Origin of the sequence: Pseudomonas putida, assembly GCF_016406145.1 — a bacterium.
GTDB classification, from domain to species: domain Bacteria; phylum Pseudomonadota; class Gammaproteobacteria; order Pseudomonadales; family Pseudomonadaceae; genus Aquipseudomonas; species Aquipseudomonas putida_E.
On record NZ_CP066306.1, the window covers coordinates 2,428,902 to 2,454,327 of the forward strand.

Consider the following 25,426-nt stretch of genomic DNA (forward strand, 5'->3'; position numbering starts at 1 on the left):
TTCCTAGATATTGCTGGTAAGGCTCATCAGCGGCAGCATGATGGCGAGCATGATTGCCGCCACCATCACCGCCATGACGATGGTCAGGGTGGGCACCAGCGCCGCGAGCAGGCGGTCGATGGTGCGTTTGGCTTCAAGGTCGTAGACATCGGCGACTTTGAGCAGCATCGCGCCGAGGGTGCCCGACTGTTCACCGACTTCGATCATCTGCAGGGCAAGCTCCGGCAGCAGAGCCTCTGCCGATAGCGCAAGGCTCAGGCTGCTGCCTTGCTTGACCTGGTCGGTGGTGCGCTCCACATGCTCGCGCAGTGCATGGTTGGCACTGACTTCGCGGCCGATCGCCAGTGAACCGAGCAGGGTGACGCTGTTGCTCAACAAAGTGCCCAAGGTGCGCGCCAGGCGTGCGGTTTCCAGGCGCTGCAGCAGCGGGCCGAACAGGCGGTTGCGCCACAGGCGCAGGTCCTGGGCCACTCGCCGGCGCGGGTCACGCCGTGCGGCCAGGCCAAGCCAGCCGGCGCCGAGCAGCGTCAGCAGGCAGGCCAGCCCCCAGGCATTGACGAATTCGCCCATGGCCAGCACAGCGCGGGTCACCAGCGGGATGGGCACGCCCAGGTCCTGGAAGATCGGTACGAATTGCGGCACCACATAGGCCAGCAGCAGCGCCAGCGAGCCGACCACACCGATCACCAGGAAAGCCGGGTAGATCAGCGCGTTGATCACTTCGCCACGCAGTTTGTGGCTTTGTTCCAGGTAGCCGGCAAGCTGGGCCAGGGTCACTTCGAGTACACCGCCGGCTTCGCCGGCCCGCACCAGGCTGGTGTAGAACGGTGAGAAACTGCCCGGGTGTTCCTCAAGCGCCTGGGACAGCGGCAAGCCGGCTTTGACCTGCTCGCGCACCCGCTCCAGCACGGCCTTGGCGGCGGGCCTGCGCACGTTCTTCAGCACGGTGCCCAGCGCCCGGTCCAGCGGTTGCCCGGCGCTGAGCAGGGTAGTGAGCTGCTGTGTGATGGTGATCAGTTCCACCGGCTGGAACATGCTGCGCGCCTTGCCCGAACGCAGCAGGCGGCTACCCTGCCTGAGCTGCAGAATCAGCAGGCCGCGCCGTTGCAACTGGCGAGCGGCGTGGTCACGGTCACTGGCGTCCAGTTCGCCTTGCTGCTTGCGGCCCTCGCTGTCGAGCGCGGTGTAGGAAAAGGTCGGCACCTCAATCACCACCCGTGACGCGCAGCACTTCTTCAAGCGAGGTGACGCCGGCCAGGGCCTGGCGCAGGCCGTCCTCATAGAGGGTCACCAGCCCGTTGCGACGGGCGTGGGCCTCGAGTGTGGCGGCATCGGTCTGGCGCATGAGCATGCCGCGCAGCTCTTCGTCCATGACCAGCAGTTCGGTGATCGCGCTGCGCCCATGGTAGCCACCGCCCGGCGCCTGCTCGTCTGGGCGGTACAGCATGATCGGACGCTGTTGCGTGTAGCGGGCCAACTGGTGGCGCTCGACCAGTTCGGCCGGTGCCTGGAAGGCGATACGGGTGGCCGGGTCGAGGCGGCGCACCAGGCGCTGGGCAAGGATGCCCTGCAGGGTGGAGGCGAGCAGGTAACCTTCGACGCCCATGTCCAGCAGGCGGGTGATGCTGGCGGCGGCGCTGTTGGTGTGCAGGGTCGACAGTACCAGGTGCCCGGTCAGCGATGACTGGATGGCGATGCGGCAGGTTTCCAGGTCGCGCATTTCACCGATCATGATCACGTCCGGGTCCTGACGCACGATCGAGCGCAATGCCGTGGCAAACCCCAGGCCGATGGCAGGCTTGACCTGGATCTGGTTGATGCCGGTGAGCTGGTATTCGACCGGGTCTTCCACGGTGATGATCTTGCGTTCGGCGGTGTTCAGGCCCGACAACGCGGTGTAAAGGGTGGTGGTCTTGCCCGAGCCGGTGGGCCCTGTTACCAAAAAGATGCCATGGGGGCGCGCCAGCAGATGCTCGATGCTTTGCAGGGTGGGGCCACGGATGCCCAGGCTGGCGAAGTCGAAACTCACGGTTTGCCGGTCCAGCAGGCGCATCACCACCGACTCGCCGAAACTGGTTGGCACGGTGGAGACCCGCAAGTCCAGTTCGCGGCCCTGAATGCGCAGCATGATCCGCCCATCCTGCGGCAGGCGGCGCTCGGCGATATCCAGCCGGGCCATGATCTTCAGCCGCGAGATGACCGCTGCGGCGTAACCGGCCGGTGGTGCTTCGCCTTCGACGAGCACGCCGTCGACCCGGTAGCGCACTTTCAGCTGGGTTTCGAACGGTTCTACGTGGATGTCCGAAGCGCGACGGTCGACGGCGTGTTGCAGCATCAGGTTGACCAGGCGGATCACTGGCGCCTCGGAGGCCATGTCCTTGAGCTGTTCGATGTCGCCTTCGTCGATGCTGTCGTCGTCCAGGGTCTGGATCAGCGCGCCCATGGCCGAGCGGCCTTCGCCGTAGGCCTGTTCGATCAGGGCGGTGATTTCGTCGCTGGTCCCTACCACCAGCTCTACCTGTTTTGCCGCCTGGTAACCGAGTGCGTTCAGCGCGTAGGCCGAAAGCGGCACGGCGGCGGCGACCTGCAAGTGGCTGCTGCTTTCGCTGAGGGTGACCACGCCGTAGTGGCGGGCAAAGCGTTCAGTGGCCACAGGCGGGGAGTCGACACGCTGCCTGTCCAGCCTGGGCACGCCCAGCAACTCGGCGTAGGCCGCGGCCATTTGCTGCTCTCTTACTGCACCCAGGCGCAGCAAGGTGCGCAGTTTTTCATGTTCGCCCATTGCCTGGGCCACGCCCAAGCGTGCAGCGCGATTCATATCAGCCGGTTGCAATGCGCCAGCATTGAGCAGCCACTCACATATATCGTCAGCAGAGGGGATAGTTGATTTCATCATGATGGCTTAGTGCAAGTGCTGGCTATATAGCGGCACTTTACTACTTGTCAGGCCTGAGGTGGCCCGGAGAATACTTTGGAATTTTAACTGTTGCAACAGCCTATGTTTTTGGTTTGTTCAGTATGAATTAGCTGGCTGTTTTCAGCGGTCTCGTAAGCATATCACCCTGCTAAACCTAATTGCAACTAGGTTTAGCGAGAGGCAAATTCTTGCCCTGAATTCTCAAAAAAAGCATGGGAAAACCACAATCCTAATAATTTTTGGAATCTGCAAATACAAATATGCGCTGAACATGTATTTGATGTGATTCTGTTCTTTATGTTTGGATGTTATTTGGCGTGGTTTTTTTGTTTTTTTGATACGTTGCCCACTGTGCACTTCATGAGCGCTTGAACTTTTCATTGAACTGCCCAGACTTACGCGCCGGCCGGGCCATGTTTGCGGCCCGCTAATTCCTGCATTCTTTTTTCGAGAACTATTCGATGAATAGACTACTGCTGCCGTTCGCCTGTTCGGCACTGCTGGCCACTGTGCCAAATGCCTTTGCAGATACAAACGGCGCCACTTCTGGTACAGCGGCTTATGAAGCCCGTGAACAACTGGACAGCCAGCGCGAACACCTGTCCGGCGTCAGCGATGTTGCAAAGGGCGCCACTGATGCCAATGCCTTTGTCGACGTGCCGGTAGACACCGCCGATGCGCCCGCGCTGGTCAGCCAGCCGTAAGGCCGCAGGTTTGCCTGCTCCCATTCTGTTCTTGAGGATTCAACCCGTGAAACATTTCAAACAGGCCGTGAGCCTGATGGCGCTCGGCGTCATGCAGGCCTCGGGCGCTTTGGCGGCCGGGCCGGCCACCGGCAACGAGGTGGAGGCCCGGGTCAGCTCCATCCTGGACAACATGAACCAGGCCGAGAAGATCAACTTCACCCGGGTCAATGACGGCCACATGATCCCGTCGCTGCTCAAGTGGGGTATCCAGGGCACGGTGGCCTACGACTCGTCCATGGGCGTGCACGTCAATAACGCCACCTTTGGCGCACAATATCCTTCGCAGTCTGCCCTGGCCGCCACCTGGAGCATCAACCGGGCCAAAGAGTTCGGCCTGGCCATTGCCTATGAAACGCGTATTTCCGGCGGCCAGCAGATGCTCTCGCCCGGGGTGAACCTGTACCGCACGCCCTACAACGGCCGTTCGGCCGAGTACGTCAGTGGCGAGGACCCGTTCCTTGGCGCGGTGTTGGCGCCGGCCATCGTCAACGGCATCCAGGCCCAAGGGATCCAGGCCAGTGGCAAGCATTACCTGGCCAATGAGCAGGAAGCCAATCGCCAGGCGGTCAATGTCGTGGCCGATGAGCGCACGCTGCGCGAACTGTACTTGCCCGGCTTCGAGTCGATGGTCAAGAACGCCAACGTGGCGTCGATCATGTGCGGGTTCAACAAGGTCAACGGCGACTACGCCTGTGAAAACCACCACCTGATCACCGAGGTGCTCAAAGGCGAGTGGGGCTATCAGGGCACCGTTATCAGTGACTTCAATGCCATTCACGACCCGTTCAAAGGCGCATGGGCCGGCACCGACCTGGACATGCCTTCGGGCCTGCAGTTCACCGAGGCCAACCTGCTGCCGTACCTGTGTAGCGGCCAGCTGACCCAGAACGTCATCGACGACAAGGTCAAGCGCAACCTGCGTGCCGTGGTCAGCTACGACCTCCAGGAAAACCTCAACACGGCAAAGACGCTGGAGCACACCGAGTACGGCCAGCGCGCGTCGCTGAACGCTGCTCGTGAAGGCATCGTGCTGCTGCGCAACGCCGATACCGCTGCTGGCAAGCCGCTGCTGCCCCTGGCGCGTACCGCCAGAATCGCAGTGATCGGCGACTGGGCCAACCAGGCGCCTGCCTCGCCGTTCGGTACCGCCAACTCGCCACCCAACAGCTACGTGACCGAACTCAGCGGGCTGCAGCAACTGGCGTCGAACAGCGCCAATGTCACCTACCTGTCGGCGTTGAGCCTGAACCCCAAGGCGGCAGTCTGGTACCAGCCGACCTCGTCCGGCAGCGGCGTCAGCAATGCCGGGGTGAAGGCCGAGTACTTCAGCAACACCAGCCTCAGCGGCGCCCCGGTACTGACCCGCATCGAGCCGGGCGTGAACCTCAACTGGACCACCAGCACCAATGAAACCAGCACCGGCACCACTGCCGTGTCCGGCTTCAGCCCGACGGCGGGGGCGTTCTCCGCACGCTTCAGTGCGACGATCAAACCGACCGTCTCGGGTGCGCATGTGTTCAAGGTGCGCGCCGACGGCCCTTACAAGCTTTGGGTCGATGGCAAGCTGGTGGTGCAGAGCGACGGCGTGCCGTACTCATCTGATGTGGTCAACGCGCTGACCACTTCGGGCAAGAGCGCTGCCCTGGTGGCGGGCAAGTCCTACAACGTCAAGCTTGAGTACCGCCGTGTGCAAGGCAACTTCACGCCGGCACTGGGCGGCCTGGCAGGCGTTCAGATGAGCTGGGCGTCCCTGCGACCGCCGAAGGATATCGCCAGCTACGATGCCGTGGTGATCGCCGCAGGCACCAACTACGAGAACGAGGGTGAAGGCTCCGACCACGACTACGCGCTGCCGGACCAGCAGGCCGAGCTGATCAAATTCGTCACCAAGGCCAACCCGAACACCATCGTCGTCACCCATGGCGGCGGCGTGGCCGACATGCAGCCGTGGGCCAAGAAGGTTGGCGCAGCGTTGCATGCCTGGTTCCCGGGGCAACAGGGCGGCCAGGCACTGGCTGAAATCCTGTATGGCAAGGTGAACCCGTCGGGCAAGCTGCCAGTGACCATCGACAAGAAGATCGAAGACAACCCAAGTTACGCGTCCTACCCGGACCCGGCCGCCTACCGGGGCGACAACCCGCTGACCGAGATCGACTACAGCGAGGGGCTTTACATGGGGTACCGCGGCTATGACAAGAAGCACGCCAAACCGCTTTACCCGTTCGGCTTCGGCTTGTCGTACACCACGTTCGGCTATTCGGACTTGAAGCTCTCGACCAATGTGATGACCCCAGGCAACACCGTGAACGCCACGTTCACCCTGACCAACACGGGTGACAAGGCGGGCTTTGAGGTCGCGCAGCTGTACATACAGCCGATCGACCCGCAAGTCGACCGCCCGAAGAAGGAGCTCAAGGGCTTTACCAAGGTGTACCTGGAGCCGGGCCAGAGCAAGACCGTGAGCCTGCCGATCGACTCACGCTCGCTGGCGTACTTCGTGCAGAACACCGACAGTTGGGACGTCGATGCCGGCAAGTTCAAGGTGTGGGTCGGCCCGGACTCGGAAAACCTCACGCTGCAGCGCACGCTGGTCACGCTCATGCCGCAACACTTGACCACGCGTGACAGCAACCCACTACCTGCACCGCTGCAAGCGGCGGTGCAGGTCAGCGACAGCCAGGCTTACTGACCGTCGCACTAGGCCTTGATGCAAGAGGCAAGGCGTAGCAGGTAGGCGTCGAAGACCGCTTCGACGTCGACCTGGTCCGGGGCGCGCAGCCACTGGATCTGCAGGCCATCCATCACGGCGAAGATCTCGGTCGCCAACGACTTCGCATCAATGTCCTTGCGCACCTCGCCATGCTCGACCAGCGCCGCCAGGTGCGCCTTGGCGTGGGCGTGGGTCAGCGCGAATTTCTCCTTGTACCAGGGCCAGGCCGGGTGCTGCTCGGACAGGCTTTCGACGCTGATCATCATCGAAGCCTGGCATTCAAGCAGGTTCTGCACGCTGAAATTCATGCTCATGCGCACGAAGGCCAGGAAGTTCGCAAGCGTCGGCGCCATCTCCAGCTCGGCAAATTTCTCCGTCACTCGCCGATCGCGCCGATCGAGCAAGGCCTGCAGCAACGACACCTTGTTGGGGAAGTGGTGCAACAGCCCGACCGTGGTGATGCCGGCGATTTCGGCCACATCGCGCATGGAGGCTGCCGCATAACCGTCTTTGGCGAACACGGCGGTGGCCGCATCCAGCAGGGCGGCGCGGCGCATCTCGCCCTTGGGGGCACGGCGGCGTTTGGTGACCGTTGCGCTGGACGCTTCGGTTTCGTGATCCTGACCTGACATAAACCAACTTCAAGCTGTGGTGGGTGGTGTGCCGGTTCCGCTGAAGCGGCGAGGGCGATTATGGCAAAAGTTCTAGGGTTCGTGCGCCCGGTATGCGCCTGGGCGGTTGATCAGGATGGCCGTTGCGACGCTGGCCAGTGCGACCAGGGCATTGCCAACCCACAGCCCGAGCATGACGCCGCTGGCACCCTGCAGCGCTGCGCCTGCGGTGACGAAGGGCAGGGTACCCAAGGTGGCGCGAAGCCAGGCGTAGAAGGCCACCCAGCCTGCCTGGCCACGGCAGATGAACAGCGAAATGGCGATGAAGTCCAGGCCCATGATGACCCACAGCCCCGGCCCGTACCGGCACAGGTCCTCGATCAGCGCCTGCCCCGGGCCTGACAGCGTGAAGGCAGGGCCAAGCCACGGCGCGGCGCTTGCCAGTACTGCCCAGGCGACCAGGCCGTACACTACTACCAGCCTGGCGGCGCTGTGCAAGGCAGCCTGCGAACGGCCCTGGCAGTGCGCCCCCAGGTTCTGTGCCAGGATCGGCACCAGCGCGCCCGGCAAGGCGAAGTACAGGCAGTAGGTAATCTGCAGCACCCTGTCCATTACCGCCATGCCGGCCATGACCGACACCCCGAACAGCGCCAGTTGCGCCATGGTGTAGGTCAGGGCAACGGGCATCGCCAGATTAGCGAGGGTATAGGGCAAGGCAATGCGCATGATGCGTGCGCCATACAGCCGCAGCAGGCGTAGGCGTATGCGCGTGGCAAGGCCTACATGGGCCCTGACCAGGTACAAACCCGTCAGGCTGCCTGCTGTGGCTGCCACCAGGCAGGACAGGCCGGCGCCCAACAGTTTCAGGTTCAGACCAAAGATCAGTATCGGGTCGACGATGGCCAGGCAGGCGGCACTGGCCAGCACCACTGCCAGCGCGCGCCCGCTCAAACCTTGCGCCCGGAGCACTTGGGCCGCGGCCTGAGTGAGCGCCATCAGCACCGACGCCACCAGCGTCATGGCGATGAATTGCCGGGCAAGCGGTGAGGCGGGCGCATCGGCCCCCACCAGGCCGGCGAAGAAGTCCAGGTAGTACCACTGCAGTGCAGACACACCGGCCGAGACCAGCGCGGCGAGGATCAGCATGTGGCTGGTCAGCGCAGGCACCGAGGCACTCGAACCTTGGCCGACCCTGCGGGAGATCATGGTGCCTGCAGCGACGACAATGCCCGCCACCAGGCTTGAATTGAAAAAGGCCAGGGTCTTGGCGATGCCTACCGCAGCAATGAGTACTTCGTCATGCAGCAGGGCGACATACGTGAGCGTGAGAATGTCGGTCAGGAAGATCGCCAGCAGGCTCAGCGCACTGGTAAACGCCATTACCCGGACGTGGTGGGTCAATGAACCTTGGGTGAATGTGGCGGGGTGCTTCATCTTGGGGGGTACCGCTAGGGTGGGTGCAACAGTGCGGTACCAAGACAACGTGGGCTGCGAAGAGTTTAATGGAAAAGCCGCGTGAGTGATCTTCACCCGACACGCTGCAACTGCCAAGTGGTAGCTGGCCGGCTGGGCTCAATGCAGCCGTAGCAACCGGTCCAGCGACAGAGCGCCGGCACCCCGGGCTATCAGCAACAGCAGCAGGCCAGCCCACGACAGGTGAGTAGGCCAGGCGTCCGGGTAGACGAATATCTGGATGACCGCTGTCATGCCGAGCAGGGCAAGCGCTGAAAGCCGGGTGAACAGGCCCAGCACCAGTAGCAGTGGGAACAGGTGCTCGGCGTAGGTTGCCAGGTGGGCTGCGAGCCAGGGCGAAAGCAGCGGCAAGGCATACTCGCTCTGGAACAGCTCGTAGGTACCGGGCGTGATGCTCAGCAAACCTTCGACCTTGGTGCGGCCTGACAGGAAAAATATCGAGGCGATGCCCAGCCGTGCGACCAGGCACAACGCGCTGTCGTTGAGCAGCCGTTGCAGGCGGTCGGCAAGGCCGTTCCAGCGTTGGCGCAGGCCAGTGGCTGGGGCAGTAGGGCGCAAGGTGACCATGGCCGTTCCTTCAATCGAATGAAAGCGGGAGAAAGACCCGGGCCTGCATCAGGCGACCGAGCAGGCTGGTGAAGTCGAGGTCAGGCTGGCGTTGCAGGGCAAGTTGCGAGGCGCTTTCCAGTGAGTGACCGGCTGCGCAGGCATCCAGGAACATGCAGCCACCGGCCTCGAGTGGCTGATGGTTCACGCCGTGCTGGTCGGCGCTCAACAGTGCGCCTTCTGCCACCCAGGGTTGCGACTGTGGCCATGGCAGGCCTTCGCGGCTGCAGCGCCACAGGCTCAGTGCCGGGTGAGCGTCGAACCACTGCCAGCGCACGTTCTGGCGCGGCCGCAGGTGGCTGCCACCCAGGTCACTGGCCGTCATGCCTGCCAGGTCGGCCAAGGCCAGGCAAGGTTGCTCGATGGCGCTGAAAACTTCGCACCAATGCCAGTCCAGGCGTGCGACATCGGCCAGGTAAGGCAGCCCGTGGCTGGCCTGGCTGTCTTGCAGAAACGCCGCGAACGTCGCACCGTAGCGTATAAGCCGTGCGTCGTCAGGTGGGGTGTGTTTTGCGTAGGCGGCAGCGGCTTGCTGCATCCAGTCGGCACCGACCAGAGTTTCGACACTGGGGAAGTTGGCTCGCAGTGCGTCCACGCAGCCGGCCATCACGGTATTGCGGTAGACCGCGAACGCCGGTTGGCAAGTCAGGTTTTGCAGCAGCGGAGCAGGGCGCAGGTAGAGTGCGTCGATGAAGGCGTCCTGGAACTGGCCAAGTGACAGGTTCATGGCAAGGCTCCTGCGTGGTCGAGGGTCGTCTGGGCAATCGCCCGTTCGGCAAGCAGTTCATCGAAGGCCGGCAGGTTGCCGTCGCGTTCGATCAGTGTCGGGCGCGCACCGATGCGCGCGATCAGCCGGCGGTACAAGGCCCAGACCGGTTCGGCAATGGCTGTATCGTGCGAGTCGATCAGCAGTGCGCCTTGGTCGTCGTGGCTGTGGCCGGCCAGGTGAACTTCGCTGATGGCATGGGCCGGGAAGCGGTCGAGGTAGTCCTTGGCGTTGAAACCCAGGTTGTGTGCGCTGACATGAACGTTGTTGATATCCAGCAACAGCGTGCAATCGGTGCGGCGCACCAGCTCGTTGAGGAACTCGATTTCGTCCAGGTCGTGACCTTGCAATTGCAGGTAGTGGCTGGGGTTTTCGATGGCGATGCAGCGCCCCAGGGCATCCTGGGTGCGCAGGATATTGTCGCTGATGCGTGCCAATGCTTCGTGGCTGCGGGGGAACGGCAGCAGGTCGGGGTGATACTGGTCACGCCAGGCGGACCAGGCCAGGTGCTCCGACACCAGCACCGGGTTTACCTGGTCGATCAGCACGCGCAGCCGGCGCAGGTGGGTGATGTCCGGTTCGGCGTCCGCTGCCAGTGACAGGGCAACGCCGTGCAGCGACAGCGCATGGCGTTCGGCCATGCGCTGCAGCCACGCCAGGCGCGGCCCGCCGACCATGTAGTTCTCTGGATGCACCTCATACCACAGGCCGTCTGCGTCGCAGGCCAAGGCCTGGGCAAAGTGTTCAGCCTTGAGCCCGAGCCCGGCGCCCAGAGGGGCAGTTCGGTTCATGGTCGGCGGCCTCTGCTCAGGACTTGATCGGGGTCAGTGAACCCATGCCGTTGGGCGTCTTGATCGAGGTGCAGGTGCCGGCCGGGACATTTTTCCAGGCCATGCCGTCGTAGTCTTTTTTGGAGCTGCCAGCGCAACTGGTGCCGGCACCGGCTTTACAGTCGTTCTTGCCGGCCATGGCGACGCCGTAGCATTTCTCCATGGCTGCACCGTTGCTGTTGGTATCGGCGGCGGTGGCGACGCTGGCCATGGAAGCAAGGGCCAGGGCGGCAGTGGTAAGGGCGAGGGTATTCATGGGGATGTCTCCAGAGGATGGGCCGTGGTGATGTACCGAAGGCTCATGGACTAGTTCGCGGTGGCCGCTGCTGCGGTTACAGGCACGCGGAAATATTTTTTGCTTGGTGCATTTGCCCTGACCTATGCGCTCAAAAGCGCAGCAGCGGCTAAGGTTCGATAAAAGAAAAAACTTCAGACGGTGTAACCTTGGCGCCCCATGCAACGAACTAACTCTCAGGACCACCTCGGCGCACGCGAGGCGCAGTTGCAGGCCTTGCTGCTGCGCGGGCTGGCGGGCGATGCACGGGCCTACCGCGAATTCCTTGCGGCGCTGGCGCTGCATGTGCGTGGGTTTCTGCGGCGGCGCCTGCAGCAGCGCCCGGCCGAAATCGAAGACTTGCTGCAGGAAGTGTTGCTGGCCGTGCATAACGCACGTCATACCTACCAGCCGCAACAGCCGCTGACGGCGTGGGTACAGGCGATTGCCCGTTACAAGCTGGCAGATTACCTGCGCCGCTATGCGCACCAAGACGCGTTGCACGAGGTGCTGGAAGACGACAGTGACCTGTTCGCCACCAGTGATGAAGCGCCTGCCCAGGCCAATCGCGACCTGGGCAAGCTGCTGGGGCGGTTGCCGGCGCGCCAGCGTTTGCCCATCGTCCACGTCAAGCTCGAAGGGCTGTCGGTGGAGGAGACTGCGCGTATCACCGGGCTTTCCTGTTCGGCGGTCAAGGTGGGGATACACCGGGGGCTCAAGGCGCTGGCCAAGCTGATTCGAGGCAGTGAAGAGCATGAAGACTGATGAACTGATTACCCTGCTGGCTGCTGGTGAAGAGCCGGTGGGCCGTCATGCGCTGGCACGGCGCCTGGCGCTGGCGTTGCTTGCAGGCACACTGGGTGCGGTGCTGATGACGGTGGCTCTTTATGGCGTGCGCAGCGACCTTGCCGAAGTGGCGCGTACGCCACTGTTCTGGGCCAAGCTGGCCTTGCCCGCCAGCCTGGCGCTGCTAGGGCTTTGGTTGACGCAGCGCCTGGCCAGGCCCGGCGTGCGCGGCGGGGTGGTGTGGCAACTGCTCGGGCTACCGTTGCTGCTGGTCTGGCTGGGGGCGGCGATCAGCCTGTTCGGGGCTCCGGTCGAAGCCCGTGCCGATTTGATTTTTGGGCGTACCTGGCGCACCTGTGCGTTGAACATCACGCTGCTGTGCGTGCCGGTGTTCATTACCCTGTTCTGGGCATTGCGTGGCCTGGCACCCACGCGGCTGCGCCAGGCTGGCGCCGCAGCGGGCCTGCTCGCCGGTTCGACCGCAACCTTGGTTTACTGCCTGCACTGCCCGGAAATGCAGGTGCCGTTCTGGGGGACCTGGTACGTGCTGGGGATGTTGCTGCCCACGTTGATGGGAGCAGTGCTTGGCCCGCGTTTTTTGAGGTGGTGAAGATGTAGAGCCTGATTGATCGAGCGGGTACGGTGGGCTAGCGCAATGTTCGCTCAATTCCCCCAACCAGCAGGCTTTCCATCAACCCCAACCCCTGTTCCTCAGGCAAAGCCTTCAGCATCCCAGGCAACTGGTTGAGCAACGTCGCCACCACCTGCGCCGTCGCCGCCAATGCCGCGTCGGGCAGTTTCGCCTGTGGTGCGATCAACCGCAGCAACCCTGTCTCATAACGCTTGCGCAACAACGCCAGGCGCGTTTGCTGCGCTTCGCTCAGGCAGCAGAAATCCCGTGCGGCCAAGCGAAACTGCAGGGGCCGTTCGGCATGCAGTTGCCAGTGCGCTGCAATCAGGCAAGCCAGTGCCGAACCCCCGCGCGCCATGGCGCGGCGGCCAGGCTCCAGGGTTGCTTGCAGCTCCTCGTACAACTCTTCGATCAGGTCGTACAGCAAGTCCTGCTTGCTCGGGAAGTGGTGATACAGCGAACCTGCGGTCACGCCCAGATGTGCCGCCAGTTCGCGCATGCTCACCTGGCCGAAGCCTTTCTCGGCGAACAGGGCCATGGCACGGTCACGTCGCTCTTCAAAATTGGCACAGCGCATCGCGGCATTGACCGGGGGCATGCTGTCCGCTCCTCAGTAGGTGAAGAAGCCGCGGCCACTCTTGCGCCCCAACCAGCCGGCCGCGACCATTTCCCTTAGCAGTGGGGCAGGGCGGTACTTGCTGTCGTTGAAACCCTCATGGAAGGCTTCCATGATCGCCAGCAAGGTGTCCAGGCCAATCAGGTCGGCCAGCGCCAGCGGGCCGATCGGCTGGTTGCAACCCAGGCGCATGCCGGTGTCGATGTCCTCGGCACTGGCCAGGCCCTCCTGGCGCACGAAGATCGCTTCGTTGATCATCGGCACCAGGATGCGGTTGACCACGAAGCCCGGGCGGTTACCGGCAGTGATCGGCGTCTTGCCGAGCTTCTCGGTAACCAGCAGCGCCTGGGCATAGGTGCTGTCGCTGGTTTGCAGGCCACGGATGATCTCGACCAGGGCCATCATCGGCACCGGGTTGAAGAAGTGCACGCCGATGAACCGCTCAGGGTGCTCGATACTGGCCGCCAGCTGGGTCACCGAAAGTGACGAGGTGTTGGTGGCAATCAGGCAATCGGGCGCCACGTTGGCAGCCACTTGCTGGAGGATGCGTTGCTTGAGCTGCAGGTTTTCGGTCGCCGCCTCGATCACCAGTTGCGCAGTGCTCAATTGCGCGTAATCGGTGCTGGTGCGGATGCGCGCTTTCGCTGCGCTGGCACGCTCGGCATCGAGGGTACCCTTGTTGACCTGGCGCTCCAGGTTTTTGCTCAGGGTGGCTACGCCGCGCTCTAGTGCGGCCTCGGCGACATCCACCAGCAGCACCTGATAGCCGGCCACCGCGCAGACTTGCGCGATGCCGTTGCCCATGGTGCCGGCGCCGATCACGGCGATCTGTTCAATGCTCATGTTGCAAGGTCCCTCAGACGCGCTCGAAGACGACGGCGATGCCCTGGCCGCCGCCAATGCACATGGTGGCCAGCGCGTAACGGCCCTGGATACGCTGCAGTTCATGGATGGCCTTGGTGGCGATGATCGCCCCGGTGGCACCCACCGGGTGGCCCAGGGAAATGCCGGACCCGTTCGGGTTGACCTTCTCCGGGTCGAAGTCCAGCGCGCGGGCTACGGCACAGGCTTGGGCGGCGAAGGCTTCATTGGACTCGATCACGTCTAGGTCGCTGATGTTTAGGCCGGCCTTTTCCAGGGCTTTGCGTGTTGCCGGGATCGGCCCCAGGCCCATCAGCTCGGGCTCGACGCCGGCATGGGCGTAGGCCACCAGGCGCGCCAGCGGCTTGAGGCCCAGGCGGTGTACGGCGTCACCGGTCGCCAGCACCAGGCCGGCAGCTCCGTCATTGATGCCGCTGGCATTGCCGGCGGTAACGGTGCCGTCTTTCTTGAAGACGGTTTTCATGCCGGCCAGCTGTTCGGCGGTCACATCGCCGCGTACGTGTTCGTCAACGGCAAACTCGACGGTGCCTTTGCGGGTTTTCAGTTCCAGCGGCACGATCTGGCTGGCGAAGCGGCCTTCAGCTATGGCACGGGCGGCGCGGCGCTGGCTGGTCAGGGCCAGTTCATCCTGCATCTGGCGGGTGATGCCGTGCTTGGCGGCGACATTTTCCGCCGTGATGCCCATGTGGAAGTGTTCGAACGGGTCCTGCAGAACGCCGACGGTGTAGTCGATGCCTTGCAGGTCGCCCATGCGTGCACCCCAGCGGGCCTGTGGCAGCAAGTAAGGGCCACGGCTCATGGACTCGGCACCGGCGGCCAGGGCCACATCGGCATCACCCAGCAGCAGGCACTGGGTAGCGGAAACGATGGCCTGAAGGCCCGAACCGCACAGGCGGTTGACGTTGAACGCCGGGGTTTCCTTAGGGATACCAGCGTTCATCGCGGCGACCCGCGACAGGTAGGCGTCGCGTGGTTCGGTGGGGATGACATTACCCATGACCACATGGCCGACCTGCTCAGGGGCTACGCCCGAGCGCTCGAGGGCGGCGCGGCTGATGGCGGTGGCGAGGTCTGCCAGCGGCAGGTCCTTGAGCGAGCCACCAAAACCACCGATGGCGGAACGGACGGCACTGACGACGTAGATTTCTGCGCTGCTCATAGAGGCTCCGATTGCGAAGGCATGGCGGGAGCGGGCCAGGCTCTGCGAGAATGGCCGGCGCTCCCTCGTTGAGTCCGAGTCTAGGCAAAGGCCCTGTTCCAGCCTATGCCGGATCTGTTCAGTCAACCTGGCACTTTTTGCCACTCAGCATAGACAGCGAATAACGCCATGCGCGATAGCGATTCGGTCGCCGTGTACTTTCTCAATGCCATGTTTCATGCCCTGCGCGACCAGCCCTTGGTGCGTGACGCCCATCTGCGTGCGGTGGGCATCGACCCGGCGCTGCTCGATCAGCCACAGGCCCGCGTACCGGCCAAGGCGTTCGCCCAATTATGGCTGACGCAGATCCAGCTGCTGGACGATGAGTTCTTTCGCCTCGACAGCCATGGCATGCCGCTGGGCAGCTTTGCCCTGATCTGTCGCGGCCTTATCCAGGAGCCGAACCTGGACAAGGCACTGCGCCAATGCTTGGGCAATTTCAGCCTGTTCCTGCATGACCTGCGCGGCAGCCTGACGGTGCGCGCCGGGCGCGCGGTGATCAGCGTGCACTCGGACATTGCCGACCCGTTGACCCGGGTTTATGCCGAAGAGACCTATCTGGTGCTGGTGGTTGGCCTGCTGTGCTGGCTGGCCGGGCGCCGTCTGGCCATTGACCGCACCGAGCTTGCAGTGGCGCGTCCGGCCCAGGACGACGACCTGCTGCTGTGGGGGCCGGACTTACGCCTGGGTAGCGGGCGCACCGAGGTTGAGTTCGACAGCGCCTACCTGCGTCTGCCGGTGGTCCAAGACTTGGCCGGCCTTAAAACTTTCCTGCGTAGTGCACCCCAGGGCCTGGTGATCCGCTTTCGCAACCAGAATGGGTTGGTGGCTCAGGTGTACCGGCATCTGCGTGCCCGGCGCTATGGGCAATGGCCGACGCTGGCGGCCATGGCGCAGTGGCAGGGTATCAGTGCCAGCACTTTTCGTCGGCAGTTGGAGCGCGAAGGGCGGTCGTATCAGCAGATCAAGGATGAGGTGCGGCGTGCCATGGCGTTCGAGCGTTTGCGCGAGGGGGTGATGAGCATTGCTGAAATCGCCGAGCAGGCGGGGTTCCAGGAGCCCAGTGCGTTTCATCGGGCGTTCAAGAAGTGGACGGGGCAAAGTCCGGGGAGATATCGGGCTAGGTTGGTTGGGCACTAGGTCAGCGGCAAGCTGCAAGATAGAAGCTAGGGGGCTTTGATTCGGGTGGGCATATCCGTTTGCCATGGTGGCGCTCACTCACCTTTGTGCCCTTACGGCGGGTCCCTTTTTGTCTTGGCAAAAAGGGACCAAAAACCGCCCGCTCCCATCATCCGGCCCCTACGCTGCGCTCGGCCTCCTGAAGTCGCAATCTGTGGTGGCTGAGCTACCGCGCGCTTAGAAGCAGAAGCAGAAGCAGAAGCAGAGCTTGCAAAAAATGGAGCGGCAACGTTGCGGCGGTGTCGCATTTGCCTCTTGGCTTCAGAATCGTGCGGTACTCACCGTGATGTAGCCTTTGTCCAGCAGCGAAATGCGGATCACGGTCTCGTCGGCGGGTGCTTTGCGTTTTTGCTTGATGGACACGCCCTCGACGGCAACGGCGCGGATACGGTGGGCGATGAGGCGGCCACAAGCGTCGAAGAACAACTCGCTGGCCAGCAACTCGATACGTTCGATCAGCCCTCGCGTGCGCTCGTCGGTGGCACAGAAGAACAATACGCCCGACAAGTGCGGGTCATCGTCAGGGTTGCTGACATCATGAGCCAGCAGCTCGCGCAGGGTACTGCGCAGCTCGGCAGTGGTGCGGGTGTGTGGATGCATGCGCTGCTTCCTCTGGGACACAAGTGCCGATCATGTTTTCCATGGTGGTGCGCGGCAAGTAGGACGCTTCCGAGAGGTTGGGTAGGAATTTTCTGAACGTGTAGAGAGGGGCCGGGTGGCTTGCAAGCGGTCGACCTGCAAAAGCCAACCGCGGCCCGGCTCTTCTGTTGCCGGTGAGCTGTCAAGGCGCGGATTACGTGATGGCCGCCGCCCCGGCCTTGGCCACCTGGGCATCCTGTTCAGGCCTGACCCCGGACACACCGATAGCGCCAACCACCTGGCCATCCACCCGCAACGGCACGCCGCCCTCCAGGCTGGTCAGCAGCGGCGCGGTGACGAACGCGGTGCGCCCGCCGTTGACCATCTGTTCGTAATCGCGCGTTTCCTTGCGGCCCAAGGCCGAGCTGCGAGCCTTTTCAACGGCGATGTACGCACTGGCTGCCGCGCAGCCGTCCATGCGCTCCAGGCCAAGCGGATGGCCGCCGTCGTCGACCACCGCGATGGTGACGTTCCACTGGTGCGCCAGGGCCTCCTGGCGGGCGGCTGCAAGCACGCGGGCAACTTCGGCCTGGCCTATCACGGACTTGCTATGCATGGCTGTTCTCCTGGTTCAGGGCTGCTTCGACGATTTCGATCCAGTGCCGTACCGGTGTGCGTCCGGCACCAGCGAGGTGGGTCTGGCAACCAATGTTGGCGGTGGCGATGATTTGCGGCTTGCCGCTTTCCAGCGCGTTGAGTCGGTTGTCGCGCAGTTGCCGCGACAGTTCGGGCTGGGTCAGCGAGTAGGTACCGGCAGAGCCGCAGCACAAATGGCCGTCGGGCACTGCGGTGAGAGTGAAGCCAAGCCGGGCCAGCAGGCTCTCAACCTGGCCGCCGAGCTTGAGGGCGTGCTGCAGGGTGCACGGGCAATGAAAGGCCAGGCGTTGTTCGGCGCACACGCCCAGTTGCTCGACCGGCTCGTTGCGCAGCACTTCCACCAGGTCGCGCGATAGCGCGCTGACCCGCGCAGCCTTGGCCGCGTAAAGCGGATCCTTCTCCAGCAGGTGGCCGTAGTCACGCACGAAGGCGCCGCAGCCACTAGCGGTCTGCACGATGGCTTCGGCGCCCGCTTCGATGGCGGGCCACCAGGCATCAATGTTGCGCCGGGCACGCTGCAGGCCTTGCTCCTGGGCATTGAGGTGGTAATCCACTGCGCCACAGCAGCCAGCTTGGCGTGCTGGCTCGACGCTGATGCCCAGGCGGTCCAGCAACCGCGCGGTGGCGGCGTTGGTGTTGGGTGACAGGGCCGGCTGTACGCAGCCTTCAAGCAGCAGCACGCGGCGTGCGTGGCGCACCGCCGGGCGCTTGCCAGGGGAGGCCACCTGGGCGGGCAACTTGCTCTTGAGTGCGCCCGGCAGGACTGGGCGCAGGGTTTGGCCCGCGCGGGTCAGCGCCTTGAACAGCGCCGGGCGCGGCACCACTGCACGCAAGCCTTGGCGCAGCAGGCGCTGGCCGAGCGGGCGGGGCACTTGCTGTTCGACCACGGCGCGGCCGATGTCCAGCAGGTCATGGTATCTGACCCCTGACGGGCAGGTGGTCTCACAGTTGCGGCAGGTCAGGCAGCGGTCCAGGTGCAGTTGGGTACTGGCGGTGACCGGCGCACCTTCGAGTACTTGCTTGATCAGGTAGATACGCCCGCGCGGTCCATCCAGTTCATCGCCGAGCAACTGGTAGGTGGGGCAGGTGGCCGTGCAGAAGCCACAGTGCACGCATGCGCGCAGGATGCTTTCGGCCTCTTCGGCGCGGGCCAGGCGCTTGGCGCTGTCGCTCAGGTTGGTTTGCATGGCGTGGCCTCACAGGTCCGGGTACAGGCGGCCAGGGTTGAACAGGCCCTGGGGGTCGAGTTGTCGCTTGAGGGCGTGGTGATAACGCATCAGCGCGGCGGGCAGCGGTGCGCTGCTGTGCTCGCCCGGGGCATAGCCGGTGGCGTGGCCGCCGGCCTTGGCCACCAGCTCGCGGATCGCCGCTGCGGGGGCGCTCGACTTCAGCCAGCGCTGCGCGCCGCCCCAATCGATCAACTGGCGCCCCGGCAGGTCCAGTTCGGCGGTGGCAATGGGCAGCGACAGGCGCCACAGCGGTTCGGCGCCGTCGAAGAAGGCCAGGCGCTGCTCGCGCAGGTCACTCCAGAACTGGCTGTCGAGTACTTCCCCGCCCAAGCGCTGGCGGGCCGATTGCACTGAGCCCTCACCGCCTTCCAGGCGCAGGTACAGTGCTTCGCCGTCGTGGCAGGCTGCACTGATCGGCAATGGCTGCTGGCCCCATTCGGCCAGCTCGGCCAGGGCCTGATGGCGGGCCATCGGCATGCGCAGGCTCAGGCATCGGCGCGGTCGTGGCAGCACCTTAAGCGACACCTCGGTCAGCAGGCCCAGGCAGCCGAAGCTGCCGGCCATCAGCCGCGACACGTCGTAACCGGCGACGTTTTTCATCACCTCACCGCCAAAGCGCAGCAGCTTGCCGTGACCGGTAATGACCCGCGTGCCGAGCACATAGTCGCGTACCGACCCGGCCCAGGGCCGACGCGGCCCGGACAGCCCCGCTGCGACCACGCCGCCCAAGGTCGCACCGGCGCCGAGGTGGGGCGGTTCGCACGGCAGCATCTGCCCGGCCTCGAACAGCGCCGCCTCGATCTCCTGCAGCGGCGTACCGGCGCGAGCAGTGAGTACCAGCTCGGTCGGGTCGTAACTGACGATGCCGCGGTGGCCGCGTGTATCAACGATCTCCCCGGCCACCGGGCGCCCCAGCATGGCTTTGCTGTTGCTGCCCTGAATGCGCAGCGGGGTGTTCAGGGTCAAGGCCTGGTTGACCTGTTCGAGCAGGTCCTGGCTCATGTCGCGGTCCAGGCTCATCAGAAGCGCTCCAGGTCAGGGAAGGGCAGTTGGCCGTGATGCACATGCATGGCACCGAACTCGGCGCAGCGGTGCAGGGTGGGGATGTTCTTGCCCGGGTTGAGCAGCCCTTTGGGGTCAAACGCTGCCTTCACGGCATGGAACAGGGTGATTTCGTCGCTGTTGAACTGCGCGCACATCTGGTTGATTTTCTCGCGGCCTACGCCATGTTCGCCGGTGATGCTGCCGCCCACTGCCACGCACAGTTCAAGGATGCGCCCGCCGATGGCTTCGGCGCGTTCCAGTTCGCCGGGCAGGTTGGCATCGAACAGGATCAGTGGGTGCATGTTGCCGTCGCCGGCGTGGAACACGTTGGCAACGCGCAGGCCGTACTGCTCGGACAGTTCGCTGATGCCCTTGAGCACGCGCGCCAGTTCGCGGCGCGGGATGGTCCCGTCCATGCAGTAGTAGTCCGGCGAGATGCGCCCCACCGCCGGGAATGCGTTCTTGCGGCCTGCCCAGAAGCGCACGCGCTCGGCCTCGTCGCAGGCCAGGCGCACCTCGCTGGCGCCGGCCTGCTGTAGTACTGCTGCCACACGCTCGCAGTCGTCCTGCACGTCGGCCTCGACACCATCGAGTTCGCACAAAAGGATCGCTGCTGCCTCTACCGGGTAGCCGGCGTGGATGAAGTCTTCGGCGGCGCGGATTGCCAGGTTGTCCATCATTTCCAGGCCACCGGGGATGATCCCGGCAGCAATGATTTCGGCCACGGCCCGGCCGGCGTCTTCGACACTGCCGAAACTGGCCAGCAGGACCCGGGCGACCTGGGGCTTGGGCAGCAGTTTGACGGTCACTTCGGTGACGATCCCGAGCATGCCTTCGGAACCCGTGAACAGCGCCAGCAGGTCGAAACCCGGGCTATCGAGGGCATCGCTGCCCAGGGTCAGCCGTTCGCCTTCGACGGTGAGGATCTCCACCTTGAGCAGGTTGTGCACGGTCAAGCCGTACTTCAGGCAGTGCACGCCACCTGCGTTTTCAGCGACGTTGCCGCCGATGGAACAGGCGATTTGCGAAGAGGGGTCGGGGGCGTAGTAAAGGCCGTACGGCGCCGCTGCCTGGGAAATGGCCAGGTTGCGCACCCCCGGCTGAACCCGGGCGAAACAGCCTTGCGGGTTGACTTCCAGAATGCGGTTGAAACGTGCCATCACCAGCAGGATGCCCTTGGCCAGTGGCAATGCGCCGCCTGACAAGCCCGTGCCGGCGCCGCGAGCCACGACAGGGACACCGCGTTGGTGACACAGCCTTAGCAACGTCTGCACCTGCTCCAGACGCTCTGGCAGCACCACCATCAGGGGCACGGTGCGGTAGGCAGAGAGGCCATCGCATTCGTAAGGTGTGAGGTCTTCGCCCCGATGCAGGATCTCAAGGTCGGGCAGCGCTTCGCGCAAGGCCTGCAGCAGGGCCGGCTGGTCCACGGCAGGCAGCGCGCCATCGACCCGTTCGTCGTAGAGAATGTTCATCAGGCTCACTCAACGGCAGTTTTTGTTGTTGTGGGTAAACCGTTCACCCACGCAGCCTGCGCCCCCCATCGCAACAGGTCGAGCGCGAAGCACACTGGTCCTACCAGTTTTTGTGCCAGTTGCTGTTCATTTACCGGTTTACGTGCGTAGATTGGCGCAAGCTATGGAAGTGGTCCTACCAGTCGAGGGGTGCGCATGGTTGCTGAAGGCAAGGCCAAGGTCGCCGACCAGGTTGCCGAGCGGGTCGAACGGCTGATCGTCGAGGGTGTGCTCAAGGTGGGACAGGCCTTGCCTTCGGAGCGACGCCTGGTGGAAAAGCTCGGCTGTTCGCGCTCGGCACTGCGTGAAGGCCTGCGCATACTGCGCGGGCGCGGCATCATCGACACTGAACAGGGGCGCGGTTCGTTCGTCGCCGACCTGACCGGGCAGCAGGTGGGCGTCACGCCGCTGATGCACCTGTTCAGCTCGCAACCGCGCACCTTGTTCGACCTGCTGGAGGTGCGTGCGCTGCTCGAGGCCGAGTCGGCTCGCCTGGCGGCGTTGCGTGCCACCGATGTGGACCGCCTGCTGATCCGCCGTCGCTACGAAGACATGCTCGCCGCCCACGCAGCGCCCGAAGGGCTGGATGCGCGTGAGCACGCCCATCGCGACCATGCATTCCACCGGGCGATCAGCGAGGCCTCGCACAACCCGGTGCTGGTGCACACCCTGCAGTCGCTCAGCGACCTGACCTTGAGCACGGTGTTCGCATCGGTCAACAACCTGTATTGCCGCCCCGCGCAGAAGCGCCAGATCGACCGCCAGCACGCGCGGTTGTATCACGCTGTGATGGAGCAAATGCCGGAGCAGGCGCAGCGGGCGGCGCGCGAACACATCAACGGGATTCGCGACAGTTTGCGCGAGATCGAGCAGGAGGAGCAGCGGCTGGTGCGGGCGACCATGCGCATGGACGGGTGGGGGTGAAGTGACCCTGAGGGCGCCGGTTTGCCGGCGCCCTCAGGGTCGTGACAGAAATACCTTTATTGCGCCAGATGCCGGATCATCGCGACCGTCAAGTACAAGCGCGGCGCCACACTGTTCAGCTCGATGTACTCATCGTCCCCATGCAGCCCCGCGCCGACCACGCCCAGGGTTTCCAGCACTGCAGGCTTGTCGCTGCCCGGTACGTAGGCATAACCGGCATCGGTGCCGAAGCGCATGGCAATCGGCTCGATCTTGTGGCCGACTTTGGCGTACAGCTGCTGGGCAGTCTGGGCCAGCTTCGCCGATGCGTCATTGCGTGCCAGGGGTGGGCGGCCTTTTTCGACGGTGACGGTCGCTTGGGTGTCGGCGACCAGCAGTTTTTTCACGATGCGCTGAGCGTCGCTCTGCACCCGGTCGGTCTCGCTCAGGTCCGAGTAGCGCATGTCCGCTTCGGCAGTGGCCAATGCCGGGATGATGTTGGCCTTTTCGCCGGCTTTGGCCAGGGTCCAGTTCACCGTGGTGCCTTTGCTGGCATCACCCAGGTCATTGAGCTGGAGCAACTGATGGGCCAGTTCGGTCAACGCGTTGCGCCCCTCCTCGGGGGCCGAGCCTGCGTGCGAGGCACGGCCCTTGACCTCGAGCCTGAGGCGGTTGATGCCATTGGTGGCGACCGTCACGGCGTCCTTGTCCGGTGGCTCGTAAGAGAACACGTAGTCATGCTTGCGCGCCAGTTCGGCGATGATCTGCTTCGACCCGGCCGAACCCATTTCCTCATCCGGGTTGAACAGCACGGTGAGCGTGCGGTAACCCTTGAACTCTTGCTGTTGCAGCAGTTTGAGTGCATGCAGGATCATCGCCACGCCACCCTTGGCGTCGGCAACGCCCGGGCCGTAGGCGCGTGGGCCATCCACGCGGAACGGGCGCTTGGCCACGGTGCCAGGGACGAAGACGGTGTCGTAGTGGACCATGAGCAGGAAATCTTTGCTGCCGGTACCTTTGAAGGTGCCGACGATGTTGTCGCCCACTGACGGTTTGGCGGAGTGGGTTTGCACCTGGGCACCCAATGCCTCGAGGCGCTGGACCAGCGCGGCGCTGACTTGTTCAAGGCCGGGCTCGGTGCCGGTACCGGTGTCGACCGAAACCAGGCTCTTGAGGGTTTCAAGGTAGGCTGCCTGTTCGCCTTGGGCTTGCTTGAGCAGGTCCTGGGGAGAAGGTTGGGCAGCGGTTGCCTGGGTACAGGCGATCAAAAGCGCCAGGGCGATGGCGTGGGGAGGGCGGGGCAAAGGCATCGGTTCTTCCTTGTCGTGGTGGACCGTTGAGCCTAGCCCCTCAAGCGTGTACCTGCCCGGGCAAATGCAGCCTTTTCGCGGGCACGCCCCGGGGGGCGGCCCGCGAGAAAGTCATACAGGCCTCAGTGGTGAGCCATTGGGTCATCTTGGGACAATATGGCTCGAGCCAGCTCTTCATCGCTGGCCTGCAAGCCAGGATTGTCCTTGCGTGCCTGTTCCAGCGCCGATTCCACGTAGGCGCCTCGAATAGCACCACCGCTGGCGACGAATGCAGACAACTCGTCACGGGCGGGGATGATCCGTTTGTCATCCTTGAAAGTCGAATACAGCGAGGCGGATACACCGGCCGAGGTAGCGACGTCGCCCGCATCGACGCGGGCCATGGCAGCACCGGCAGGCAGCAGGAGCAGCAATGCAGGTGCGAGGAATAGGTGGCGCATAGCGTGTTCTCCAATAGCGTGAAGCCCAAGGGAAATACCACTCAGTGAGTAAGATGGCGCAACTGGGGTGGTAGTTCCCTTGGTGGATCATTACCGTCGAGCGCGGATTGACAAAACTTTCAGCGCTTATGCTGGTGAGCGTCGATACAGCGGGCGCGGCGTGCTCGGATCGAGTTCGGTGAGCTTGGCGCCGGCTATGACGAAGCCGGCGCGCTCTGCCAGGCGCTGGCTGGCCTGGTTGTCGATATCGGTGGTCAGCCACACCGGGGTTGCGATGGCATCGAGCAGGCCGGTCAATGCTTCGCGCATCAGCCCTTTGCCACTGAACGCCTGGCTGGCCCAGTAACCTACCTCGTACTCTGCGTTGCCCGGGCGCAGACCGATGCAGCCGATGACTGCGTCACTGTCCGCGTGCAGCACGAAGTACCGCTTTTCGGCTGCGGGGTCGAGAAATTCACCGGCACTCAGTTGCAGGCTCTCGCGTACTTCCTGCAGCGTCCAGTCAGGTTTGGCCCAGGCCAGGAAGGGTTGGTGCAGGGTGTAGCTTTCGAGCAGGGCCTGGCGCAGTTGCGCTGCAAGGGCCGGGTCGGGGCGGACCAGGCGGGTGCGCGGGGTGGTCAGGGAGAAAGGGAGTGTGGGGTAGGGCATACGGGCCATCCTGGCGTGAAGGAGTACCACTCTACTTTGCGCGTACTGCATTGACCGTGTCGAGCGGGCGTGGTCTGCTCAGCTTGACGACCCATTTGCGGTCCCCACGAACAGCGCCATCGACCCTGGGAAAATGAAGGACCACCATGCCCGACTTCAAACTGCACTGCTTCGCCGAATCCGGCAATGCCTATAAAGCTGCCCTCATGCTCGAACTCACCGGCCAGGCCTGGCAGCCGGTGTTCGTCGATTTCTTCAACGGCCAGACTCGCGAGCAAAGCTGGCGTGATGAGGTCAACGAGCAGGGCGAAGTGCCGGTGCTGGAGCATGCGGGCCAGAAAATCACCCAGTCGGCGCTAATCCTCGAATACCTCGCCGAACGCACCGGCCAGTTCGGCCCGCGCGATGACAACGAAAAGCGCGAAATCTGGCGCTGGATGCTGTTCGACAACCACAAGTTCACTGCCTATTACGCGGCGCTGCGGTTCATCTTCTGCCTGAAGAACTCCGGCGAAACACCAGTAACCCAGTTTCTTCGCGAGCGCGCCACGGCTGCTTACCGGGTGGTCGATGCGCACCTGGCGAAAACGCCCTATATGGTCGGTGGGCGCCTGACCATCGCTGACCTGTCGCTGGCGGGCTATGTGTTCATGCCGGAAGATACCGGCATCCCGTTGGCACAATTCACCCATATTGAAGCGTGGAAAGCGCGTATCCAGGCGCTGCCGGGCTGGAAGCATCCCTATGAACTGATGCCACGCGCAGCGTCGGTCTGACCGGACGCTTCGTACTTGAGGGGCGGCCGGGTGAAAACTACCCAGCCGCGTCCCGCTTTGGTGCGCGGCGGCCTCAAATTGAGGCAACCGGCACATAAAAA

The 25,426-nt window shown here is 63.8% G+C and carries 26 protein-coding genes; 7 read left to right on the forward strand and 19 right to left on the reverse strand.

The window, feature by feature from the left end; translation table 11 throughout:
* Positions 1-3: 3 nt before the first annotated feature.
* Together JET17_RS11125 and gspE are read right to left on the reverse strand one after the other, a co-directional pair.
* Positions 4-1,203: a type II secretion system F family protein gene (locus tag JET17_RS11125; protein WP_012314071.1), complete on the reverse strand. Its 1,200-nt coding sequence runs from the start codon at positions 1,201-1,203 to the stop codon at positions 4-6.
* Between the two features lies 1 nt (position 1,204).
* Complete coding sequence (gspE, locus tag JET17_RS11130) at positions 1,205-2,896, reverse strand: type II secretion system ATPase GspE (RefSeq protein WP_012314072.1); 1,692 nt, start codon at positions 2,894-2,896, stop codon at positions 1,205-1,207.
* Between the two features lie 482 nt (positions 2,897-3,378).
* Here gspE and JET17_RS11135 point away from each other — a divergent pair, with 482 nt between their 5' ends.
* Together JET17_RS11135 and JET17_RS11140 are read left to right on the forward strand one after the other, a co-directional pair.
* The gene (locus JET17_RS11135; protein WP_012314073.1) at positions 3,379-3,621 is read left to right on the forward strand and encodes a hypothetical protein; all 243 of its coding nucleotides are present in this window, start codon (positions 3,379-3,381) and stop codon (positions 3,619-3,621) included.
* A gap of 76 nt (positions 3,622-3,697) precedes the next feature.
* Positions 3,698-6,352: a glycoside hydrolase family 3 protein gene (locus tag JET17_RS11140; RefSeq protein WP_012314074.1), complete on the forward strand. Its 2,655-nt coding sequence runs from the start codon at positions 3,698-3,700 to the stop codon at positions 6,350-6,352.
* Between the two features lie 8 nt (positions 6,353-6,360).
* Here JET17_RS11140 and JET17_RS11145 read toward each other — a convergent pair whose 3' ends face one another.
* From JET17_RS11145 to JET17_RS11170, 6 genes are all read right to left on the reverse strand, one after another.
* Positions 6,361-7,005: a TetR/AcrR family transcriptional regulator gene (locus tag JET17_RS11145; RefSeq protein WP_012314075.1), complete on the reverse strand. Its 645-nt coding sequence runs from the start codon at positions 7,003-7,005 to the stop codon at positions 6,361-6,363.
* Positions 7,006-7,077: 72 nt separating this feature from the next.
* Positions 7,078-8,418, reverse strand: a complete 1,341-nt coding sequence (locus tag JET17_RS11150; protein ID WP_012314076.1) for an MATE family efflux transporter — start codon at positions 8,416-8,418, stop codon at positions 7,078-7,080.
* A 138-nt stretch (positions 8,419-8,556) separates the two neighbouring features.
* A complete protein-coding gene (locus JET17_RS11155; RefSeq protein WP_012314077.1) occupies positions 8,557-9,024 on the reverse strand; it encodes a DoxX family protein in 468 nt (155 codons plus the stop codon).
* A 10-nt stretch (positions 9,025-9,034) separates the two neighbouring features.
* Positions 9,035-9,790, reverse strand: coding sequence for a DNA-binding domain-containing protein (locus JET17_RS11160; protein WP_012314078.1), 756 nt, complete (start codon positions 9,788-9,790; stop codon positions 9,035-9,037).
* On the reverse strand, positions 9,787-10,620 hold the full coding sequence (locus tag JET17_RS11165) for a DUF692 domain-containing protein (protein ID WP_012314079.1): 834 nt from the start codon (positions 10,618-10,620) through the stop codon (positions 9,787-9,789). Before JET17_RS11165 ends, JET17_RS11160 begins: the two co-directional genes overlap by 4 nt.
* 16 nt (positions 10,621-10,636) lie before the next feature.
* Positions 10,637-10,915, reverse strand: coding sequence for a DUF2282 domain-containing protein (locus JET17_RS11170; protein WP_012314080.1), 279 nt, complete (start codon positions 10,913-10,915; stop codon positions 10,637-10,639).
* A 198-nt stretch (positions 10,916-11,113) separates the two neighbouring features.
* On the opposite strand from JET17_RS11170, the gene JET17_RS11175 reads away from it, so the two are divergent.
* Both JET17_RS11175 and JET17_RS11180 read left to right on the forward strand, forming a co-directional pair.
* Positions 11,114-11,698, forward strand: coding sequence for a sigma-70 family RNA polymerase sigma factor (locus JET17_RS11175; RefSeq protein ID WP_012314081.1), 585 nt, complete (start codon positions 11,114-11,116; stop codon positions 11,696-11,698).
* Positions 11,688-12,329, forward strand: a complete 642-nt coding sequence (locus JET17_RS11180) for a DUF1109 domain-containing protein (RefSeq protein WP_012314082.1) — start codon at positions 11,688-11,690, stop codon at positions 12,327-12,329. The genes JET17_RS11175 and JET17_RS11180 overlap by 11 nt, the downstream gene beginning before the upstream one ends.
* Before the next feature lie 37 nt (positions 12,330-12,366).
* On the opposite strand, the gene JET17_RS11185 is transcribed toward JET17_RS11180, so the two are convergent.
* Genes JET17_RS11185 through JET17_RS11195 form a run of 3 tightly spaced genes read right to left on the reverse strand, consistent with a single transcriptional unit; the run spans position 12,367 to position 15,007 of the window.
* The gene (locus tag JET17_RS11185; RefSeq protein ID WP_012314083.1) at positions 12,367-12,948 is read right to left on the reverse strand and encodes a TetR/AcrR family transcriptional regulator; all 582 of its coding nucleotides are present in this window, start codon (positions 12,946-12,948) and stop codon (positions 12,367-12,369) included.
* A gap of 12 nt (positions 12,949-12,960) precedes the next feature.
* Positions 12,961-13,809, reverse strand: coding sequence for a 3-hydroxybutyryl-CoA dehydrogenase (locus JET17_RS11190; RefSeq protein ID WP_012314084.1), 849 nt, complete (start codon positions 13,807-13,809; stop codon positions 12,961-12,963).
* Between the two features lie 13 nt (positions 13,810-13,822).
* Positions 13,823-15,007 (reverse strand): acetyl-CoA C-acyltransferase family protein, encoded by a 1,185-nt coding sequence (locus tag JET17_RS11195; RefSeq protein ID WP_012314085.1) that lies wholly within the window; start codon positions 15,005-15,007, stop codon positions 13,823-13,825.
* 168 nt (positions 15,008-15,175) lie between these two features.
* Here JET17_RS11195 and JET17_RS11200 point away from each other — a divergent pair, with 168 nt between their 5' ends.
* The gene (locus JET17_RS11200; RefSeq protein WP_012314086.1) at positions 15,176-16,186 is read left to right on the forward strand and encodes an AraC family transcriptional regulator; all 1,011 of its coding nucleotides are present in this window, start codon (positions 15,176-15,178) and stop codon (positions 16,184-16,186) included.
* 300 nt (positions 16,187-16,486) lie between these two features.
* On the opposite strand, the gene JET17_RS11205 is transcribed toward JET17_RS11200, so the two are convergent.
* From JET17_RS11205 to glcD, 5 genes are all read right to left on the reverse strand, one after another.
* On the reverse strand, positions 16,487-16,825 hold the full coding sequence (locus JET17_RS11205; RefSeq protein ID WP_012314087.1) for a hypothetical protein: 339 nt from the start codon (positions 16,823-16,825) through the stop codon (positions 16,487-16,489).
* Between the two features lie 193 nt (positions 16,826-17,018).
* Complete coding sequence (locus JET17_RS11210; protein WP_012314088.1) at positions 17,019-17,420, reverse strand: heme-binding protein; 402 nt, start codon at positions 17,418-17,420, stop codon at positions 17,019-17,021.
* Positions 17,413-18,648 carry a glycolate oxidase subunit GlcF gene (glcF, locus tag JET17_RS11215; protein WP_012314089.1) on the reverse strand — a complete coding sequence of 412 codons (1,236 nt, stop codon included), beginning with the start codon at positions 18,646-18,648 and terminating at the stop codon, positions 17,413-17,415. The genes JET17_RS11210 and glcF overlap by 8 nt, the downstream gene beginning before the upstream one ends.
* 9 nt (positions 18,649-18,657) lie before the next feature.
* The gene (gene glcE / locus JET17_RS11220) at positions 18,658-19,710 is read right to left on the reverse strand and encodes a glycolate oxidase subunit GlcE (RefSeq protein WP_012314090.1); all 1,053 of its coding nucleotides are present in this window, start codon (positions 19,708-19,710) and stop codon (positions 18,658-18,660) included.
* Positions 19,710-21,209 (reverse strand): glycolate oxidase subunit GlcD, encoded by a 1,500-nt coding sequence (glcD, locus tag JET17_RS11225; RefSeq protein WP_012314091.1) that lies wholly within the window; start codon positions 21,207-21,209, stop codon positions 19,710-19,712. Before glcD ends, glcE begins: the two co-directional genes overlap by 1 nt.
* Before the next feature lie 195 nt (positions 21,210-21,404).
* Here glcD and glcC point away from each other — a divergent pair, with 195 nt between their 5' ends.
* Positions 21,405-22,172 carry a transcriptional regulator GlcC gene (gene glcC, locus JET17_RS11230; protein WP_012314092.1) on the forward strand — a complete coding sequence of 256 codons (768 nt, stop codon included), beginning with the start codon at positions 21,405-21,407 and terminating at the stop codon, positions 22,170-22,172.
* Between the two features lie 56 nt (positions 22,173-22,228).
* Here the strand turns inward: glcC and JET17_RS11235 are convergent, their stop codons facing one another.
* From JET17_RS11235 to JET17_RS11245, 3 genes are all read right to left on the reverse strand, one after another.
* On the reverse strand, positions 22,229-23,461 hold the full coding sequence (locus JET17_RS11235; RefSeq protein WP_012314093.1) for a M20/M25/M40 family metallo-hydrolase: 1,233 nt from the start codon (positions 23,459-23,461) through the stop codon (positions 22,229-22,231).
* Positions 23,462-23,583: 122 nt separating this feature from the next.
* Positions 23,584-23,901: a DUF2388 domain-containing protein gene (locus JET17_RS11240; RefSeq protein ID WP_012314094.1), complete on the reverse strand. Its 318-nt coding sequence runs from the start codon at positions 23,899-23,901 to the stop codon at positions 23,584-23,586.
* A gap of 126 nt (positions 23,902-24,027) precedes the next feature.
* Positions 24,028-24,549 carry a GNAT family N-acetyltransferase gene (locus JET17_RS11245; RefSeq protein ID WP_012314095.1) on the reverse strand — a complete coding sequence of 174 codons (522 nt, stop codon included), beginning with the start codon at positions 24,547-24,549 and terminating at the stop codon, positions 24,028-24,030.
* 146 nt (positions 24,550-24,695) lie between these two features.
* Here JET17_RS11245 and JET17_RS11250 point away from each other — a divergent pair, with 146 nt between their 5' ends.
* Positions 24,696-25,325 (forward strand): glutathione S-transferase family protein, encoded by a 630-nt coding sequence (locus tag JET17_RS11250; protein WP_012314096.1) that lies wholly within the window; start codon positions 24,696-24,698, stop codon positions 25,323-25,325.
* Positions 25,326-25,426: the final 101 nt, after the last annotated feature.

Bases quoted from the DNA above. Each gene is read 5' to 3' on its own strand.
- gspE (WP_012314072.1), bottom strand. From the start codon at position 2,896: ATGATGAAATCAACTATCCCCTCTGCTGACGATATATGTGAGTGGCTG.
- JET17_RS11135 (WP_012314073.1), top strand. From the start codon at position 3,379: ATGAATAGACTACTGCTGCCGTTCGCCTGTTCGGCACTGCTGGCCACT.
- JET17_RS11140 (WP_012314074.1), top strand. From the start codon at position 3,698: ATGGCGCTCGGCGTCATGCAGGCCTCGGGCGCTTTGGCGGCCGGGCCG.
- JET17_RS11145 (WP_012314075.1), bottom strand. From the start codon at position 7,005: ATGTCAGGTCAGGATCACGAAACCGAAGCGTCCAGCGCAACGGTCACC.
- JET17_RS11150 (WP_012314076.1), bottom strand. From the start codon at position 8,418: ATGAAGCACCCCGCCACATTCACCCAAGGTTCATTGACCCACCACGTC.
- JET17_RS11155 (WP_012314077.1), bottom strand. From the start codon at position 9,024: ATGGTCACCTTGCGCCCTACTGCCCCAGCCACTGGCCTGCGCCAACGC.
- JET17_RS11160 (WP_012314078.1), bottom strand. From the start codon at position 9,790: ATGAACCTGTCACTTGGCCAGTTCCAGGACGCCTTCATCGACGCACTC.
- JET17_RS11165 (WP_012314079.1), bottom strand. From the start codon at position 10,620: ATGAACCGAACTGCCCCTCTGGGCGCCGGGCTCGGGCTCAAGGCTGAA.
- JET17_RS11170 (WP_012314080.1), bottom strand. From the start codon at position 10,915: ATGAATACCCTCGCCCTTACCACTGCCGCCCTGGCCCTTGCTTCCATG.
- JET17_RS11175 (WP_012314081.1), top strand. From the start codon at position 11,114: ATGCAACGAACTAACTCTCAGGACCACCTCGGCGCACGCGAGGCGCAG.
- JET17_RS11180 (WP_012314082.1), top strand. From the start codon at position 11,688: ATGAAGACTGATGAACTGATTACCCTGCTGGCTGCTGGTGAAGAGCCG.
- JET17_RS11185 (WP_012314083.1), bottom strand. From the start codon at position 12,948: ATGCCCCCGGTCAATGCCGCGATGCGCTGTGCCAATTTTGAAGAGCGA.
- JET17_RS11190 (WP_012314084.1), bottom strand. From the start codon at position 13,809: ATGAGCATTGAACAGATCGCCGTGATCGGCGCCGGCACCATGGGCAAC.
- JET17_RS11195 (WP_012314085.1), bottom strand. From the start codon at position 15,007: ATGAGCAGCGCAGAAATCTACGTCGTCAGTGCCGTCCGTTCCGCCATC.
- JET17_RS11200 (WP_012314086.1), top strand. From the start codon at position 15,176: ATGCGCGATAGCGATTCGGTCGCCGTGTACTTTCTCAATGCCATGTTT.
- JET17_RS11205 (WP_012314087.1), bottom strand. From the start codon at position 16,825: ATGCATCCACACACCCGCACCACTGCCGAGCTGCGCAGTACCCTGCGC.
- JET17_RS11210 (WP_012314088.1), bottom strand. From the start codon at position 17,420: ATGCATAGCAAGTCCGTGATAGGCCAGGCCGAAGTTGCCCGCGTGCTT.
- glcF (WP_012314089.1), bottom strand. From the start codon at position 18,648: ATGCAAACCAACCTGAGCGACAGCGCCAAGCGCCTGGCCCGCGCCGAA.
- glcE (WP_012314090.1), bottom strand. From the start codon at position 19,710: ATGAGCCTGGACCGCGACATGAGCCAGGACCTGCTCGAACAGGTCAAC.
- glcD (WP_012314091.1), bottom strand. From the start codon at position 21,209: ATGAACATTCTCTACGACGAACGGGTCGATGGCGCGCTGCCTGCCGTG.
- glcC (WP_012314092.1), top strand. From the start codon at position 21,405: ATGGTTGCTGAAGGCAAGGCCAAGGTCGCCGACCAGGTTGCCGAGCGG.
- JET17_RS11235 (WP_012314093.1), bottom strand. From the start codon at position 23,461: ATGCCTTTGCCCCGCCCTCCCCACGCCATCGCCCTGGCGCTTTTGATC.
- JET17_RS11240 (WP_012314094.1), bottom strand. From the start codon at position 23,901: ATGCGCCACCTATTCCTCGCACCTGCATTGCTGCTCCTGCTGCCTGCC.
- JET17_RS11245 (WP_012314095.1), bottom strand. From the start codon at position 24,549: ATGCCCTACCCCACACTCCCTTTCTCCCTGACCACCCCGCGCACCCGC.
- JET17_RS11250 (WP_012314096.1), top strand. From the start codon at position 24,696: ATGCCCGACTTCAAACTGCACTGCTTCGCCGAATCCGGCAATGCCTAT.